Origin of the sequence: Paenibacillus sp. 2TAB26, from assembly GCF_052115145.1 — a bacterium.
Taxonomy (GTDB): Bacteria; Bacillota; Bacilli; order Paenibacillales; family Paenibacillaceae; genus Pristimantibacillus.
Genome location: NZ_JBFRGC010000043.1, coordinates 1 through 18,685, shown reverse-complemented (window position 1 = coordinate 18,685; position 18,685 = coordinate 1). Strand labels below are relative to the sequence as shown.

The window sequence follows — 18,685 nt, the reverse complement described above, 5'->3', positions numbered from 1 at the left end:
CGAATACGACTTTCAAATAAAAACAGCCGGCATAGCTGCTCGGCTGTTTTTGCGATATAAATTAAACATATTTTTGTTGAAAAGCTGCAATATTTGCGTATTCCTCGGTTAATAAACGAGAAACTCGGATGTAGATCCGCATGAGCTCGGCATAAATTTCGGCATTTTGTTTATTGGGCAAATGAAAATGCGAACCTCCTACCATATCCGCAACAACGTCCAGCGAATCCACCTCGCCCAAGCTGTATAACCCCAGAATAACCGCGCCAAGACAAGAGCTTTCAATACTCTCAGGCACATGCAATTCTTGATCAAATATGTCAGCCATCATCTGGCGCCAAAGCTCTGACCTCGCAAACCCTCCTGTTGCTTGAATTTGAGTAGGTTTGCCTGTCAATTCTTCAAGTGCCATGAGTACGCTATATAAATTATAAATGACTCCTTCTAACGCTGCGCGAACTAAATGCTCTTTCTTATGATGCAGTCCCAGCCCAAAATAAGAACCACGCGCATTCGCATCCCAAAGCGGAGCACGTTCACCTGACAAATAAGGATGGAAAATAAGACCCTCAGAACCCGGTTTCGCCTTCGCAGCGAGCTCCGTTAGCAGCTCATAGGGATCGATACCTCTTTCTTTAGCCGTAATAACTTCTTCCGTACCGATCTGATCGCGAACCCAGCGAAAAATCATTCCTCCGTTATTCACTGGTCCCCCGATAACCCAGTGCTTCTCAGTTAAAGCATAGCAAAAAATACGGCCCTTCGGATCAGTTACAGGCTTGTCCGTTACCGCTCGTATAGCACCGCTCGTACCGATTGTAACGGCAACTACGCCAGGCTTAATCGCATTGACACCCAAATTGGAGAGTACACCATCACTAGCGCCTACAATAAATGGTGTGTTTGGCTGCAAATTCATCAGCTTCGCAAACTGCTCTTCCAACCCCTCCAGCTTATACGTCGTCGGCACAAGCTCCGAAAGCCGATCTGCCGTAACGCCAGCAACACGAAGCGCTTCCTCATCCCATTGCAAATTGTTCAAATGGAACAGTCCTGTTGCTGATGCAATCGAATAATCGATGACATAACGTCCGAACAGCTTGAAGAAAACGTACTCTTTTATCGAAATAAATTTGTATGTACGATCGAATAACTCCTTATGATCATGACGCAGCCAGGTAAGCTTGGATAACGGAGACATCGGATGAATGGGAGTGCCTGTCCGCAAATAGATTTCATGGCCATTCCATTCATTTTTAATTTTATTCGTCCATTCGATACTCCGATTGTCTGCCCAAGTTATGCATCTTGATATTGGCGTCCCTTCTTGATCCACAGCAATCACGCTATGCATTGCCGAACTGAATGAAACACATAAAATATCTTCTTGCTGCACGTTGCTTTTCGCAACAGCTTGACCAATAGTGCCTAACACAGCATTAAAAATTTCATCCGGGTCCTGCTCCGCAATAGCTGGCGATGGAGAATGCAGCGGATATTCAATACCATGGCTTGCGACTATGACACCTTTGGCCGTAAAGAGTACTGCCTTCGTGCTTGTCGTTCCTATATCAACACCGATAACATATTTTGTACTCATCCTTGTACCTCCGCATACAATTGCCAAAACAACATCTGGCTTTATAATCGTTTACCCTGTAATTGCTACAATATCGTTATTACAGCAATTATTCAACCCGTTTCTATACGAATGAAATGCATGTGATCGATAGATTGAGAAGTAATACTTGTTTTATTCAGCGATTCTCTTTCGTAAAAATAGAACAAAAAAGAACCTGAATGCGAGATTACAGCACTCAGGTTCTTCTTTTCATTTCGCTTCCAGTTATGAAAACTTTAAAGTAAACCGTTAGCCTCCGCTTCCAGACGAAGACGTTTATATTTCTCTGCATATTTGCTCACGCTGTGTACGACGGTTGCATGCGACCAAGTTAGCGGCGCTACTGATAGCGGCGTTCCGTCGTAAGGATTAAGCTGCTCCGGCAGCAATCCGCTTTGCAGTGCGTGATCAGATACCCATTGCAGCGTACTGCGCGGGCTTTCCAGCTCTTGAAGCGTTTTGGCGGAATCAATCTCAAAGTTTGCTACCCATAGCGTACAAATAATCCAAGGGTTTCCTGGAACCTTGTCAATTTCACCTGTTTGCTGGAAATAATAATCGTTCGTGTAACGGGCGATGCCTCCGATATGGGTTTTGACCTGCAGCCCCTCCTTAATGGCATGCATCGTCTGCACGACACGATAATCATCAACAGGAAGCACGCCAAATTCCAGAACGCCGAACAAGCTGCTCTCGAGCGTCATATCCTTCACCCAGCGATTATCCTTCTGAATAAGTCCTCTGGCGAATCGACCGGTTTCTTCATCCCACAAATTAGTTACAATGCCATGCTTAATTGTTTCTGCTGTGCTTTTGTAAAGATCGCTGCGCTCATAATCGCCAAATAGATCTGTGAAAAACGATGCAGCCATTAAACCGCCATATACAGATGCGGCGGTATACGTCCAGATGCCGTAGCGCTCCTCCCACAAGTCATAGCTCGGTTTCGGCAGTGACAAGGAAGGCTCCATGTACGAGGTCAAAAAAGTAGCAGCCTTGCGAATCAGGTTGCTATATAAGGACTGCGGCAGCTCAATCACTTGATTCCGCGAGTAATCCTTCCACAATGCGAATAACACGAGTGCGGTTTCATCCTCTTGAATAGGCAATCTTCTGCTGCCCTGCACGATATACGGATGCCAGCTTGAGCCTACTGTTCCATCTGGATTGTATTTGTGATACAAATACCCTTCAGGCGACAATGCCTGTGCGCAAAAATGGAAAAAAGGAGCTATTACACTCTGATACCCTGCCATAGACATTGCATCTGCAATAAGAGCGCCGTCACGCGGCCACATATAGCTGTAATGGTCTCGATTGTATTGCAGGATATCCGTATCATTGGCAGCTAATATAGCGCCTCTCTCATCCACCTGTGTTCTTACGAGAAGCAAGCTTTGTTTAAACATCTTCACCACATCATGCGGCAGATCACCAAGGTCTGATTCTGCTCGGCGAAGCCAGTGCTTCCAGTAAATAACCATCCGGCTAAGCAGCTTCTCCGGATGATTCTCCTGAACATACTGGTTCAGCTCTTTGACTTCCTCAAGATTTTGGCCGATTGACATCCAATAATAAATGGTTTTTTCGCTGTTTGGAGCAACGACTGTTCGGAAGCTGATCGTACTGTCAACGGAACCCTGGGCAATCGAATTGCCCATAAGCACGCCGTCCTCCGCGTCGCGCCATGTTCCTTCAGCGGACTGGAACCTCTTGATTCCTGTAGAATACTGCGTCATGCCGCCTTCATCTGAGAAACCGTTAAACATAAAGTAATTATTGCGTTTGTAGTGATACAGCGTGTGATTTTCAGGATAATAAACAGCGGTATCTCCAACCTCTGTCCCGTCGATCATCAAGTCCTGATGGAAAAACAAGCGTACTTCTTTTGTATCATTCGTTTTATTACGAATGACTACCCGTTTGATATAAATGCATTCCCGCTGATGAATCCCGTCGTTCATATAAAGCTCGATGCCTAAACCATCGTGCTTAGCCGTAATATTCGTAACCAAAGAATCCTCAATATAATCTAGATCAAACTTCCATCCCGGCTCATCCAGCCAGCTAAAGGCACCTTCTACCCATACGCCTAAGCGGCAATATTGTCCGCCTACGTGATTTAACTGCCCAACGAATGGATAATAAATATCCCGAATAAAACAATGTTGATCCAAATTAAGGAGCATCTTACCGTTGCCGATTACAAGATGACGGGCCATGATTCTTCGTTCTCCTTTCGATGCGCTAAAAGTTGTGAGTAAACGGATATATAGGCTTTGGCAGACCGATTCCAGCTGTAATCCTCGTTGCTGCCATTACTCACGATTTGCTTCCAGACTTCCTGATTACGATAAAGAGCCAGCGCTCTGCGCACGGTATTCATATAGTCGTGCGCATTGTAATTCGTAAAGCTGAAGCCGTTACCTTCGCCAGTATATTCGTTATAGGCTTGTACCGTGTCCTTTAGTCCTCCTGTCTCGCGGACAATCGGGACGGAACGATAGCGCAGCGCAAGAAGTTGACTCAAGCCGCATGGCTCGAATTGCGAAGGCATGGCGAACATGTCCGAGCCTGCATAAATTCGGCGCGCTAGTCTATCATCATAACCGATCCATACAGCAACCTTACCCGGATGACGAGAAGCGGCATCATTGAAAAATTGCTCATATTGCCAATCACCCGCACCTAATATTACAAATTGCACGTCTTCTTGGAGCAGTTCTTCAAATGTTGCCGTGATTAAATCAAAGCCCTTTTGCTCCACCAATCTTGAAACGATACCGATAAGCGGTATATCTTCGGACTGATGGAGCCCTAGCTCACGCTGGAGCTCCACTTTATTTTTTCTTTTGCGATTCAAGGCATTTCGGAAAGGAATGGCAATAGCTTCGTCATTCATCGGATCAAACAGCTCATCATCAATGCCATTCACAATCCCGATTAAATCGCCTGAACGATACCGGAGCAGAGAATCCAGCCTCTCGCCGAAATAATCGGTTTGAATTTCTTGAGCATACGTACCGCTCACAGTCGTCAGCTTGTCGGCATACACGAGGCCGCCTTTCATACAGCTGCCTGCTCCATGAAATTCCAAGCTGTCCTCCAGAAACATATCATCACCGGCTCCAAGCAAATCCTTCAGGAGATCAATTCCAAATAAACCTTGATATTTTAAGTTGTGAATCGTAAATACGGATTTGGTATACGCCCAAGCCGGATCATAATAATATCTTGTCTTTAGGAGAAACGGAATGAGTCCCGTTTGCCAATCGTGGCAATGAACGATATCTGGATGGAATTCCATATACCGTACCGCTTCCATCACAGCAAAGCAGAAGAATACAAACCTTTCCGCATCATCCCCGTAACCATAAAGCCCATCTCTTTTAAAATAAAACTCGTTATCGATTAAATAATAAGTAATGCCGTCAAACTCCGCTCTAAGCAAACCGCAATATTGATTGCGCCAGCCAAATGAGACGTTAAAATGAGTAACAAGCTCAAACTGCCCGATAAGTGTAGCAGGAATTTGTGCATATTTCGGCAATACGACTCTGGTATCAACGCCCCGCTTATTCAGCGCCTTGGGGAGCGCCCCTGCAACGTCGGCGAGACCGCCAGTCTTCGCAAGCGGTACAGCTTCTGAGGTTGCGAACAAAATGTTCATAGGATTCTCCTTTCTCATGGACGCCGCATCAGCAATGCATGAACCCAACTGGAATCTGATTTTATTTTCCGATCGTGGTAAATTGCATTTTTTCGCGGCAAATAAAAGCTTGAATAGGATGACCGTAACGATTGCTTATGTTAAATTATTTTCCGTTTTCCTGCTAAGAATGGCGAGCTTACTGCTCCCCTAATATCACGATCCGCTTCAACGCGAACGTCTTTGTCCAAAATACTGTGCTGTAAAAAGCTATTTTCTCCGATAACGCCATTTTGCATAACGATGCTATTGCTTACGATAGCGCCCTTCTGAACATGTACGCCGCGGAAAATAATGCTGTTCACTACGGTACCTTCAATGCGGCAGCCGTTAGCAATTAACGAATTCGTAACTTTGGAATTACCCAAATACCGGGCAGGCGGCTCATCCTTAACCTTCGTAAATATGGAACCCGGCTGATAAAATAGTTCCTTCCAAACATCCGGATCTAATAAATTCATATTATTGCGATAATAGCTGCTGAGCGTATTAACTACACCCAAATATCCCTCATACATATACCCATATACATTAAGCTGATTCAGCCTAGAGAATATCGCGTGGCGAACCAGATGATCCTGGCCTTGAGCAAGCGAGGTCTCTACTAGTTCCATCAGCAGCTCCTTGCGCATAACGTACATTTCCATAGAATTGATGTCACTAGACATCCGGCCATAGTGATCTTGAATGGCAGTGATTCTGCCTTCGTCATTCAACTTCACTTTACGAGCTTTGCCCATTAATATATCAGCCTGCTGCTTGCACACAACGGTGATGTCAGCTTCCCGCTCCAAATGAAAATCGATAACCTTCTCGAAATCGATATTGCAAACCATGTGGCTGCGTGTAATGACAACATAGTCGAGTGATGACCGATTAAAATAATCACGCTGTTGATAGAAATGGTACAAATCTCCACGGCTAATTTCTTGAATGTCGTCAGTTGCTGGCGGGAGCACAAATAATCCGCTTTGACGATGCTGCAAATCCCAATGTTTTCCTGAACCCAAATGATCCATAAGTGAGCGGTATTTCGTATGCGCAAAAACGGCAACCTTGGAGATTCCGGAGTTAACCATGCTCGACAGTACAAAATCAATCAATCGATATCTCGCGCCAAAGGGGACAGTAGCAAGGCAGCGGCTTTGTGTTAAATGCTCCAGCTCGTCAGTTTCATGAATTAAATTGATGACGCCCATGACTTTATGCTTCATGAGTGCTCCACCTCCTGCAGCAAATGTTCGTTCGTCACATATTGATCCACTGCTATAACGGTAATGGCATCATCATCTGGGCTTCCAATCGTTACACCCGCTTGAATGACGGCTCCTTCGCCAATAATCGCTCTATAAATGCGTGCGCCTTCACCTATTCTTACATTAGGCATGACGACTGATTCCGTAATGACTGTGTTTTTGGCTGCTTTAACGCCGTAGAACAATACCGAGCGATCAACAACCCCTTCAATCATGCACCCTTCTGTTATTAAAGAAGAAGAAACCTGTGCACCTGCGCCAATATGTTGTGCTGGCTGATTTGGACTTACCGAATAAATGCGCCAATCGGCATCGGCAAGCTCAAGCGGAGGCTCATCAGCAAGTAAATCCATATTCGCTTCCCATAAACTCTCGATTGTACCAACATCTTTCCAATAGCCCTTGAACGGATATGAATGCAGCCGTTTCCCGTCTCTCATCATAGCTGGAATAAGATCCTTGCCAAAATCGTGACTGGAGCTGCGGCTTGCTTCGTCATATATCAAATACTTTTGGAGCTCGGACCATGTGAAAATATATACGCCCATGGAAGCGATGTTGCTAGTCGGGTTTTTCGGTTTTTCCTCAAAAGCCGTAATTCGATCCTCATCATCGATGTGCATAACACCAAAACGGCTTGCTTCTTTCCAATCTACCTCTATCCCGGCAATCGTCACGTCTGCTCCTGAACGCTTATGATGCTGGAGCATTAAATCATAATCCATTTTGTAAATGTGGTCTCCTGAAATGATAAGTACATACTCAGGATTGTAAGGTTCAATAAAGGACATATTTTGATAAATTGCATTTGCCGTGCCTTTATACCATACGCCGCCTTTTTGTTTCATAAATGGCGGCAAAATGGTCATGCCGCCATCGCGGCGGTCAAGTCCCCATGGACTGCCAATACCAAGATAACGATTGAGCTCCAGCGGTTGATATTGCGTTAGTACGCCCACAGTGTCAATTCCTGAGTGTGCGCAATTGCTTAACGTAAAATCAATTATTCTGTATTTACCGCCAAAATAGACTGCAGGCTTAGCTAAATCCTTTGTTAGCACGCCCAGCCTTTTCCCTTCGCCTCCTGCAAGCAGCATAGCGATCATTTCTTTTCGGCCCATGGACACCAACTCCCTCTCAAATTGTGTTCCCCGGATCTAAGCTGAAGATCTGGAATGTCAGGGGGGGTAAGTGAAGCGTAATGCTTTGATTGTGACCGTGCCAAGCGACGTTTTCACTGGTGTAGCCTTGTTGTGCCTGTGTTACCGTTCCGCCATATGGCTTCTCATTGCTATTTATTAAAGAGCTGTAGAAACCTGGCTCTGGAACACCAATACGGAACTGTTTATAATCGTTCCTAGAAAAATTAGCAATAACAACGGAGAAATCAATATTTCCGCGGCGGATAAAGGATATGACAGATTGTGCTGCATTATGAACATCAATCCATTCGAAGCAATCCGCCTGGCTGTCTCTCTCCCATAATGAAGGCTGATCAGTATAGATATGATTAAGAGCTTTCACATAATGGTGCATGCTGCGATGCAGATCATATTCGAGCAGCATCCAATCCAGCATATCGGCGTCCTTCCATTCATCGAACTGCCCCCATTCACTGCCCATAAACAACAGCTTTTTACCAGGATGCGTAATCCAATAGCCGTAGAACAAACGTAATTGTGCGAATTTCTCTTCGTAGCTTCCAGGCATTTTGTTTAGCAGAGAACGTTTGCCGTGAACAACTTCGTCGTGCGATAGAGGCAATACATAGTTTTCCGAAAAAGCATAAAGGAGTGAAAATGTAATGAGATGGTGATGATGCGAACGTTCAGCCGGATCCAGTGCCATATAACGCAGCATATCGTTCATCCAGCCCATATTCCATTTAAAATTAAATCCGAGGCCGCCTTTGTAGGTTGGTGATGTAACAGCTGGCCATGCGGAAGAATCTTCTGCGAGCATCAAAGTATCGGGGTAATAATGAAACACAGTTTCATTAAGCTTCTTAAGGAAGCGGAGAGCATCTAGGTTGTCTGGGCCGCCTAGGTAGTTGTATGTATGCATTTCCGGCGGTTTGTCCATGTGTAAATTGATCATGCTAGCGACAGCATCAACACGCAACCCATCAATGTGAAATAAGTCCATCCAGTAAATGGCATTTGAAATAAGAAAGCTGACAACTTCTTTTTTCTCGAAATCGAAGGCAAGCGTCCCCCAGAGCGGCTTCTCCGCTCGATTGGGATCTGCTCCTTCAAAAATAGGTGTACCGTCAAAAAGTCGCAACCCATGATCATCTTTGCAGAAATGACCGGGAACCCAATCCAAAATAACACCGAGTCCATGTTGATGGCATTTATCTACAAATCGCATCAGCTGCTTCGGAGATCCGTATCGACTCGTCGCTGCATAAAAGCCCGTAATCTGATAGCCCCAAGATTGATCTAGAGGATGCTCAGACAGCGGCATAAGCTCGATATGCGTATAACCCATTTCAGCTGTATACGGGATCAAGTCATCTGCTAATTCCTCGTACGTGTAATAATCCTCTTTGCCTTTAATTTTCCACGAACCTGCATGCACCTCATAAATGAGCAGCGGATTCGTGTATGGAGGAAGCTCGCGCTTCTTCTCCTGCCACTTTGCATCATCCCATTTGTAGCCGTCTAAATCCGATACAATGGATGCCGTTCCTGGCCGCCGCTCTGCAAAAAAAGCGTACGGATCAGCTTTTCTAATGATTTTGCCTTCTATGGTTACAATCTCATACTTGTATAATTCGCCTTCACCAATGCCAGGGACAAACAAGCTGTAAACGCCAGTCGTTCCGATTCTTGCCATTGCATGACGATTGCCAATCCATTTATTGAATTTGCCAATAACCCGAACCTCAGCTGCGTTTGGTGCCCAAACCGTAAATCGAACACCTTTTTTACCATCCAATTGAACACGGTGCGCACCCATAAAACGGTAGCTGTGATAAGAACTTCCTTCGTTGAATAAATAGAGATCCTTCATGGATAATCCGATAGGCGCCGTTTGAACCATTCTTGGTTTCACCCCCTGTTGGATGATTAATTACAAGTACTTTAATCATCTAAACACGAATCACTTTATCCACATTATACATGGTTTTGAAAAAAAACACAGTCGTTTTCATAGATTTCGACAATAATAATTAATCTGTGTTAGATTACGTAACATCAATCTTTTTCAGGACTCAGCGTTCGCTGTATGTAATAATGTTTAGCACAAAAACCTTTCGTTTTTGAGAGTTGAGTACATTTAATCCATTTGCAATTTGTAACTTGTTTCACTCTGCGCGGTCTTACAATGGAAGGATCACCGTGACGCAGCAAACGTTGATGGTGCATTGCACATAAATCTTTGGCTTTGATCGGCTTCGTACAGTTTTCAATGATGCAATGGTTCATATTCTGTCTCCCCTGTGTGTTAGCCTGCTGCTCTTTTTTTCCATTGAGGCTGTCTGCTTTCATATTATCGGGAAACCGAATGAGAATAAAGCCTGCTGGCGGAGTGTTACAGGTGATTTTGATTCAACTTATGACTATTTGCACCATAAAGGTATCGTTTCAGCGATCAAGTTTAATTAATTAAACTTATGAAACACTTTTGAAACATAATACGAAATGCCAAATTCATTGACTTGTTTGTTTAGAACGACTATTTTATACTTTTATTTGATTATAGGGTCGTGGAATGGGTTTAAGAGGAGTGTTTCGTATTGTCGGTTTACAATCATATTTTTCAAATCATGAATCAGCCTATGCTGCTAATGAGTCAAAATGAAATAGAGGTGCGCATAGAGGACGCGAACCAAGCTTTCCTTAGGTTATGCGGTTATACGCTAAAAGAGCTGCAATCCAAAAAAAGCAGCTATTTGCTTCATAAATACAAGATCAACATTTCAAGGCAAGTGATGAGAAGCGAAGTTAATATTTACACCAAATCGAAACGAAAAATCTCTGTACGCATTGACCTGCAGCCTTTGCCAAGGAGCATTGATAATAAACTTCTTTATGCCTTCATTATATTCGAAGATCTATCACCATACAATTGGATTGAACAGCAAGCAGAAAGAAATAAAGTGTTGATCAGCGGAATTATTGATAGACATCATCATGTGCGTTTTCTAAGAGACAGGCTTGCTCCCTTTCAAATTGAGCCTAACCAGCAAATGCAGGACGAAACCCTGCTGCAATTTATTGCGGAAACGGATCATGGTAAAATTTTAAAAATAATACAAGAGGCTCACCTGCAAAAAAAAGAGCGGAGTATTACGATTAAGACAAGCAAGCTAAGCGGGATCGAGTTTGAGTTGTCCGTTTCGTTTACACCTATTATTGACGGATTTGGCGACGTGCTTGAGTTTGCATTCGTCATCTGGGATCTGCGTCCTGTCGATGATTGTATCGAAGCTTCGATGAAACTGCGCATATGGATGGCCAAAAGAGATATAACCGTCGGTTATCTATCCTCATCAACCGGTATTTCCATTCAAACCATTTCCAAGCTCCGCAACGGGAAAATATTGAAGCCCCAAAGACTTACAGCAGAGCTGATAGCTTCGGAGCTTCAAGTGGATGTTCATGATATTTGGTCAGAGATTAGAAAATAAGGTTATCTGATGAACGGCGTGAGCTCTCCCGTATGGAAAATATGGAGCTCATGCATCGCTCTCGTACACGCCGTGTAAAACAGCTTTCTTTCGCTTTCGCGTGAATAGATCTCATTGCTAGCATTGCTAATGACAACTGCATCAAACTCGACGCCCTTGGCTAAATAAGTAGGAATCACAATAATTCCTTTTTCAAACGTAACGGTTTCCTTTTCTACAAGGCGGAGCTTAGGAAAGTATGGCTGCAAAGACGCATGCATGCGTTTGCTTTCTTCCGCCGTTTTACATATGACCGCAATCGATTGATAACCGCCCAGCAGCAGCTGATTCATTCGTTCCTGCATTCCCTCTATGAGCTGCATTTCGCTATCTGCTTTAGTGATTGTTGGTTCAGCGCCATCTCGGTTGAAGGCCTCAATTTGATCACCGCCTTCAATCATCCGACTCGTGAATGACACAATCGGCTTCGTCGAGCGATAGCTTCTTGTTAAAATGATCTTCTCTGTCTCCTCCTCGCTATACAGCTCTGATAACGGCTCGAAGCCATTACCTGTTACAGCGTGAGCAAATATGGACTGATTGAGATCACCCAGCACGGTCATTTTGCAGTTGGGAAAAATACGTTTTAAATAGTGATATTGAAAAGGTGAATAGTCCTGCGCTTCATCAATAAATAAATGTTTAACCAATGTATTCGTTTGAAATCCTTCAAGCTTTTCTTTTAAATATAAATACGGAGTAGCATCCTCATAATAAATCTCTTTCTGATTGAGCTTTGCAATCGTTTGCTCACTAATTTCATTCCATTTTTCAGGCAATTGATGATCGCTGTTTTTAAATCGCTCCAACATATTCGCATTATCCTCGAATAGTCTCTTATAAATCGCCGGCACATCCAAAAACAATAATTGCTTCACTCGTCTGCGCAGCTTCTTGAATTTTTTCTGCACAACCATCGCGGCTAAATAATCACGTTCAGCGTCAAAATCGTCAAATGTGTTTCCTGCAAAATGTTTTTTCCGTTCCAGATCTTCAAACGCCTTCGCATACGCCTCTTGATCCAGAAGCTCGATCTGTTCCTGAACCCAGTCCTGATCCCGTTCCTCGCGGCTTAACCGCGTCAGCTCTTTCAGTATCCATTCCGCCGTAAGGCGTATCCGGTTTCCAATGGAAGACGAACGCTCCAAACTGTAAAATTGCTCCGAAATTGCTGCTGCAGAAATCAATTTTCGTCCCATAAACGTAATTGCTTTAAAAGCTAGCCCCTCTTGACCAAGCTCGGCTGCATAGTGATCAATCAAATGCATGAACGAATTGCTTGATTTATAAGTAATTCCAGCTATTCTCGCATCATAGCCTTGTTCATTAACCGCTGCGAGCGTATATTCCATTTGTGAGAATGGGTCCTCTAGGGCAAACGTTTGTCCTAGCCTGTGCTCGAGATATTGCTGATAGGTCGTTTGCTGCATATTTTGCTCGCCAAGCTCGGGCAATACGGTCGCCACATAACTGTTGAACATTGGGTTTGGTGAGAATAAAACGATTTGGTTCGCATTTAACCAGCCGCGATACCGATAAAGCAAATAGGCCACTCGTTGAAGCGCGGCTGACGTTTTTCCGCTGCCCGCAGCTCCTTGAACGATAAGAAGCCTTGCGCGCTCGTTGCGAATGATGCGATTTTGCTCGCGTTGAATCGTTGCTACAATGCTTTTCATTTGGGCATCTGACTGCTTGCCTAACACTTCCTGAAGCAGCTCATCCCCGATTGTGACACCTGTGTCGAACATACTGCGAATTTCAGCATCACGTATAATAAATTGACGCTTAAGCGACATTTCGCCCTCAATCGAGCCGCTTGGCGTTTCGTACTGCACAGGACCCGGGCCATAATCGTAATAAAGACTCGACACGGGAGCACGCCAGTCATAGATAAGGTATTCATATCCGCTTTCATCCAGCAAGGAGCCTACACCTAAATAAATCGGCTCTGATTTGGACTGCCCCTCCTCCTGAAGATCAATTCGACCGAAGTATGGAGAATGCTCAAGCTTATAAAGTGTTTTAAGCTGTTCCTCAGCATGGCGATGGCTTCTTTCACGCTCTGAGAGTACCTCTGCTTGCTGCTTCATGCTGGCATGCGACTCTGCTGATTCCGCCGCATCTTCAAAATTTAGTGTTACATCATCCCAAAAATTACGTCGAAAATCAACGATATCCTCGCGTATGCCGCCAAGCTGATTGTTGAATTGTTCTATCCGAGTGCGGATGAGATCCGTCACGTCAATGACACGCTGCTGCTCTTGTTCCAATTGTTCGTTAGAATTAGTCACTTTACCACTCCTTAACTATTAGTAAGGTTAACCAAGTCTTTGGCATACCATGTTTTAAAACGTAACATCCATTTTACCATCTTCTGCCGCCTAAATGAAACAACAATCAAAAGTTATTGCTCCGCTCCTAAGAAGCGTTTATAATGACAAAGGCAGAAAAACAACTCAGAAGTCTTATCAGTCAAGCAATTCGCGGTTCGAAAACTCCCGCGTTATCAAAACTAGGAGGTAACAAGCAACATGTTTAATTTATGGTTTGGCGCGATCTTCATGCTCGTGCATTTTTCGTTATTTCTTCTTTCGTATCGTTTTTTTGGCCGGGTAGGCATTTACGCTTGGATAGGAATGGCTACCGTGTTAGCCAACATTCAAGTCGTCAAAACAATCGATATCCATGCCTTCGGCATGATTATTGCTATAACGCTTGGCAATACGATGTACGGAACTATCTACTTGGCGTCAGATCTTCTTAATGAAAAGTATGGCGAAAAAGCGGCCAAAAGAGCCGTTTGGTTCGGATTCTTCACGCTTATTACTTCGACCATTATTATGCAGATGGCGCTTCTTTTTAATCCGTTAAATGAAGAATTTCCTCTGCAGGTTCAAGGTGCTATGGAAACGTTATTCGGACTAATGCCAAGAATTGCACTAGCAAGCTTATGCGCATATTTTGTGAGCCAATTTTTGGACGTCAAAATTTACTCCACTTTAAAACGTTTATGTCCGGCTCCAAATCAGCTCTGGATTCGTAATAATGGGAGTACTATGGTAAGTCAGCTAGTCGATACGTTCATATTTTGCACCATTGCTTTTGCAGGCGCACCAGGCTATAGCAGCAAGCTTTGGCTCTCTATTTTCTTATCGACTTATGTCATCAAATTTATCGTATCCCTTTGTTCGACACCATTCTTATATGCTGCAAGAAACTTTACCTTTAAAGAAGAAAAGGAAAGTCTTCCGGGCTGATGCCATCTGGACAAGCTCGTAACTTATGATTCATATAAGGTTGTAAAAGCGGGATGCCAACTGCCAGGCATCCCGCTTTCCTATTTGCTCACTATGATGTAAACCCAATATCGTCAATCATTACTTTTCCTGGTCCACTTACAAAACGAAACGTAATTCGGCTAATCTCATCCGCTTTTATCGCTAATTCGTCTGAGCTGAACAGCTCAAGCGGCAGCGTGTAGGTTTGAAATATGGGCTCCGAAGATTCTTTATATTTCTCATCCTTAATTCGCTCCTCCAGCCAAGGAAAAGCCATAAAGGCAGTATACGTTGGCGGCGCCACAGGCATCACTTTATCTAAGCCTAGCTCTATACTCTCGCCTTCAGTCGTCGTAAGCTCAATCTCTATGACCGGCAGCGGCGGCGGTTCAGAGAGTTCTAATTCGTTATGAGCAGCATCCGCTTTGTCTTTATCCTCTACAGCGATCAAATCACGTTCAAGATTTGCCATCGAAAATACAAGATTGCCCTCCGTTATTTCTGCGGCTTGATCAATCGTTTTTGGCGATAATTCCAAAGCATATTCCGCCCCAGGCTCCGACCATTCCAGCTCGATTCCTTTTGTACCTTTGTTTTTGCCATCGCGGTCTTCAGCTGATGCGATGCTCCAATCGATCATTCCAGCAACACTCGCCTTGCCGCCATTCTTCAGCGCTGTTTTTTGCTTGCCATCATCATACCTAGCAATCTCTGTAAAATCGGACGATTCAAACCGATTGGTATACGCTGTATTTGGGAGCCAATCAAGTCCAGACCGATAATCTTCAAAAAGCTGCTTATAGCTGTTTTCTCCTAGCAAAGTAGCTTGCAAAAATGCGGATACATACACTTTGGAAACTTGACGCTGGTCCTCAGCCGCAAGCAGCTCCTTACGACTCAAAAACAGGCCTCCCGGCGGACGCTCATCCATTCTCCCCCAGTCAGAATTAAATTGACTGTGATTAGCATCCGCGATATAAAGAGCTGCCTTAAACTTATCTGTTGACTCTTGGAACTTCGTTCTGCTGTACTGTCGATCACCGTAAAAATTGTTTACATCCGCATCTCGCGCCCCTTGAAGCGTCAAGTAATTTACATCGGTCAGCTGAGCCGATTTATTATCGACTTGCTTATCTGTTGGTGCGATTGCCACAACAGACTCGATTACAACATCATTTAAACTCTCTAATGTTTTGTCGTCTTTAAACCAGCGATCCGCATCAGAAGCCATAGCTACTGCTTGGCCCCCGCGGGAATGACCAATTAATGCAACCCTGCTTAAGTCAACTTTTCCGGTAAAAGGATTGCCGACTTCTTCGTTCAACTGTTTAATTTGCTGCAAATGCTTAAGAAGTACCCAAGCGCGTACTTTCATATCATTATTAGGTATACCAGACCAAACGGAATAGTTTAAAAAATTCTCATCTACTGAAATGGCTATTATGCCTTGGCTAGCAAGCAGCTCCCCCAAATAGCCATAACCCCCATCAGAGAAATCCTCCATCAAATGATTGCCATGTACGATAAGTGCAATTGGATATGGTCCTTCACCCTCCGGCATCCAGACACGCCCATTTAAAGGCAGAGCATGCTCGTCAAATCCCCAAAATTTTGTTTTCAGTTTTGACCATTCTGTAATATAAGCTGAAGCATCAACTGCCGTAGATCGAACATCAACCTCTTTGCCAAAAATGACTCTATGCTTATCCAGCCCGCTTCCATAAGTGAAAGCCTGAAATGCAAACTTCCCATTCTCAGCTGGATCAGGCGCATTTATTGTATTGCGAATGGAATCGCTGTCCAGCGCGACGTCAGCCGTTTGAGACATAGCTGCAGTTCCTGGCCAATAAACAAACAGATAGCTGATCGCTGCAACAGAAGCTGCTCCCACCATAATCAAAAATTTGCTCCGTCGCTTTATTTTTAACTTTAAGAGGATACCGAGCAAACAGCCCGCAGCAGCCCCTAGTATGGTAAAAGCTAACGCAATGATAATCGACATGAGTATGCCAAGCTCTGCATAATACAAAATCAGATAAGCCTCTATCGAAGCGTATGTCCATACAGCCGCAAGTCTGCGCGGTATTGGTAAATACAACATTGAATATATTAATGATAGCAAGTTCGCTGCTAGACTCATAGCAACGATATTCAAAATTAAAAAAAGTAAAATATCAATTGTCGTACCAAGTCCAGTCGGCATGCCAAGCGCGGCTGCCGTCATCGCTAGTGACGCAAATAGAGCTGTGCTTCCTGTAGCAATTCTCGCTATATAATGATCTCGTTCATTTCTAAGCTCGAATCGTTTTTTTAACCAAGCCATTATTTTTTTCCATCTTTTTGGCTCAGGAGGCTGCTGCAGCTGAAACTGCGGCTCTTGCAATACTAATTCCATAAATCCCCCTCAACAGTAATCCAGTTTCGGCTATTACGCTTCTCGATATGGACAGGCACTCCAAAAAAATCACTCATAAGTGCGGATGTCAGCACCTCAGAAGTGTCATTTGCTGCAAACACCTTCCCCTTCTTAATTAAAAGCGTTTTTGCAAAGCAAGGCAATATCTCTTCCACGTGATGGGTCACGTAAATAATGGTAGGAGCATTCTGCTCGCCTGCCACAGCAGCTATCATTTGAAGCAGCTGCTCGCGTGCAAATACATCAAGGCCTGTACACGGCTCATCCAGTATTAACAGCTTCGGAGAAGCCATCAGCGCCCTTGCGATCAACACTCGCTGCTTCTCTCCCTGTGACAGCGTGTTGTATGTTCGCTCCATTAAAGCTGTACAGCCAAGTGTTCTCATTAATTCTTCTGCTTGGATCATGTCAGCAGAATCGGTTTGATCATATAGTCCAATGGTTGCAAATTTGCCGCTAAGAACAATTTTCAGAGCAGTCTCAGAGCCATATAGCTTTTGCTGCAATGAAGTACTAACCCAACCAATGCTTTTTCTCAGCTCGCGTAAATCAAATTCACCGAATTTTTTCCCAAGTACCGCCATACTGCCATCAGATGGCCAAATGTAGCCGTTAATCATATTCAGCAATGTTGTTTTGCCAGATCCGTTTAGTCCAAGCAAACACCAATGCTCTCCTTCGTTTACTTTCCAGCTTATTTGTTCCAAAATTTTATTGTTATTTTGTTCCCACGAAACGTTATGAATGTCAATGATCACGATTAACTCTCCCGTCTGTTGACTTTTAAGTATGCTATAAATTTGACTTGGCATATAATATCGACCATTATAATAATACAACGATTTTCGCTTATGTCGAAACCGTTCCAGCTAATAATCACATATATATAATTGTTATATCAGGAGTGATCTGCGTATGAAAACGAATCAACTAAAGCAATGGGCTCATTTTTTTCTGACTTATAAATTTGCGCTCGATGCTGTAGAAACAAAACTTAACATTCTAAATGAAGAATTTCAATTTATTCATGATTACAATCCGATCGAGCATATGAAGACCAGAATCAAAGCGCCAGAGAGCGTCATGCAGAAGCTTCAGCGCAAAGGGCTCCCTATTACTCTTGAGGATGCCAAAGAGCATATTCGGGATATTGCTGGTGTGCGCGTAATCTGTTCCTTCTCTACCGATATTTATCAAATCGTCGACATGATTAGCAAGCAAAGCGACGTGCGCGTCGTTGAGCTCAAGGATTATGTCATCAACCCGAAGCCAAATGGTTATCAGAGCATTCATTTGCTTATTGAGATACCGGTCTTCCTTACCGATCGAACTGAAAATGTGCTTGTAGAAATTCAAATTCGAACGATTGCCATGGATTTCTGGGCAAGTCTCGAGCATAAGATCTATTATAAATTCAATGAGCAAATTCCGCTACATATACAACAGCAGCTCAAAGGCTCTGCCGATATGATTCATCTCCTGGATCGGGAGATGCTTGCTTTGAATGTGGAAGTACAAAAGCACCGTGAGCAAGCTCTAAAATAAAAAAAGCTCCATCCCGATTTGAAGTGCACCCCTTAGAATAGACATTGGAAAAACCCCTAGGTTATTCCGATGAAATTCTAGGGGGTGCATTTTTGTGGCGGTTAAAGGGCAAAAGTTTAAGCATTATGAAGATACAACGAAAGTGGAGGCAATCCGCTTACATGTTGGCAATCCGCTTACATGTT

Annotated in this window: 13 protein-coding genes; 3 read left to right on the top strand and 10 right to left on the bottom strand. The window is 43.8% G+C overall.

Going from position 1 to position 18,685, the window contains the following annotated elements; genetic code table 11:
- Window positions 1-61: 61 nt before the first annotated feature.
- The 7 genes from gntK to AB4Z50_RS32955 all read right to left on the bottom strand — a co-directional run bounded on the left by gntK (window position 62) and on the right by AB4Z50_RS32955 (window position 10,080).
- Entirely contained in the window at window positions 62-1,600 is a 1,539-nt protein-coding gene (gntK, locus tag AB4Z50_RS32985; protein ID WP_441886100.1) for a gluconokinase, read from the bottom strand.
- 257 nt (window positions 1,601-1,857) lie between these two features.
- Window positions 1,858-3,843, bottom strand: coding sequence for a glycoside hydrolase family 15 protein (locus tag AB4Z50_RS32980; protein ID WP_339203406.1), 1,986 nt, complete (start codon window positions 3,841-3,843; stop codon window positions 1,858-1,860).
- Complete coding sequence (gene glgA, locus AB4Z50_RS32975; protein ID WP_441886097.1) at window positions 3,825-5,291, bottom strand: glycogen synthase GlgA; 1,467 nt, start codon at window positions 5,289-5,291, stop codon at window positions 3,825-3,827. Before glgA ends, AB4Z50_RS32980 begins: the two co-directional genes overlap by 19 nt.
- Before the next feature lie 140 nt (window positions 5,292-5,431).
- Window positions 5,432-6,544, bottom strand: coding sequence for a glucose-1-phosphate adenylyltransferase subunit GlgD (gene glgD / locus AB4Z50_RS32970; protein ID WP_441886094.1), 1,113 nt, complete (start codon window positions 6,542-6,544; stop codon window positions 5,432-5,434).
- The gene (locus AB4Z50_RS32965) at window positions 6,541-7,707 is read right to left on the bottom strand and encodes a glucose-1-phosphate adenylyltransferase (RefSeq protein WP_441886091.1); all 1,167 of its coding nucleotides are present in this window, start codon (window positions 7,705-7,707) and stop codon (window positions 6,541-6,543) included. Before AB4Z50_RS32965 ends, glgD begins: the two co-directional genes overlap by 4 nt.
- 16 nt (window positions 7,708-7,723) lie before the next feature.
- Window positions 7,724-9,631 carry a 1,4-alpha-glucan branching protein GlgB gene (gene glgB / locus AB4Z50_RS32960; RefSeq protein ID WP_441886088.1) on the bottom strand — a complete coding sequence of 636 codons (1,908 nt, stop codon included), beginning with the start codon at window positions 9,629-9,631 and terminating at the stop codon, window positions 7,724-7,726.
- A gap of 155 nt (window positions 9,632-9,786) precedes the next feature.
- Entirely contained in the window at window positions 9,787-10,080 is a 294-nt protein-coding gene (locus tag AB4Z50_RS32955) for a hypothetical protein (RefSeq protein WP_441886085.1), read from the bottom strand.
- A gap of 248 nt (window positions 10,081-10,328) precedes the next feature.
- Between AB4Z50_RS32955 and AB4Z50_RS32950 the strand changes: the two genes are divergently transcribed.
- The gene (locus AB4Z50_RS32950) at window positions 10,329-11,222 is read left to right on the top strand and encodes a PAS domain-containing protein (RefSeq protein WP_441886082.1); all 894 of its coding nucleotides are present in this window, start codon (window positions 10,329-10,331) and stop codon (window positions 11,220-11,222) included.
- A gap of 2 nt (window positions 11,223-11,224) precedes the next feature.
- On the opposite strand, the gene helD is transcribed toward AB4Z50_RS32950, so the two are convergent.
- Window positions 11,225-13,552: an RNA polymerase recycling motor HelD gene (gene helD, locus AB4Z50_RS32945; RefSeq protein WP_441886079.1), complete on the bottom strand. Its 2,328-nt coding sequence runs from the start codon at window positions 13,550-13,552 to the stop codon at window positions 11,225-11,227.
- Window positions 13,553-13,792: 240 nt separating this feature from the next.
- Here helD and AB4Z50_RS32940 point away from each other — a divergent pair, with 240 nt between their 5' ends.
- Entirely contained in the window at window positions 13,793-14,518 is a 726-nt protein-coding gene (locus AB4Z50_RS32940) for a queuosine precursor transporter (RefSeq protein WP_339203415.1), read from the top strand.
- 91 nt (window positions 14,519-14,609) lie between these two features.
- On the opposite strand, the gene AB4Z50_RS32935 is transcribed toward AB4Z50_RS32940, so the two are convergent.
- Together AB4Z50_RS32935 and AB4Z50_RS32930 are read right to left on the bottom strand one after the other, a co-directional pair.
- Entirely contained in the window at window positions 14,610-16,934 is a 2,325-nt protein-coding gene (locus tag AB4Z50_RS32935; protein ID WP_441886076.1) for an alpha/beta hydrolase family protein, read from the bottom strand.
- Window positions 16,925-17,713, bottom strand: a complete 789-nt coding sequence (locus AB4Z50_RS32930) for an ABC transporter ATP-binding protein (protein ID WP_441886073.1) — start codon at window positions 17,711-17,713, stop codon at window positions 16,925-16,927. The genes AB4Z50_RS32935 and AB4Z50_RS32930 overlap by 10 nt, the downstream gene beginning before the upstream one ends.
- Before the next feature lie 157 nt (window positions 17,714-17,870).
- On the opposite strand from AB4Z50_RS32930, the gene AB4Z50_RS32925 reads away from it, so the two are divergent.
- The gene (locus AB4Z50_RS32925; RefSeq protein ID WP_076266910.1) at window positions 17,871-18,500 is read left to right on the top strand and encodes a GTP pyrophosphokinase; all 630 of its coding nucleotides are present in this window, start codon (window positions 17,871-17,873) and stop codon (window positions 18,498-18,500) included.
- Window positions 18,501-18,685: the final 185 nt, after the last annotated feature.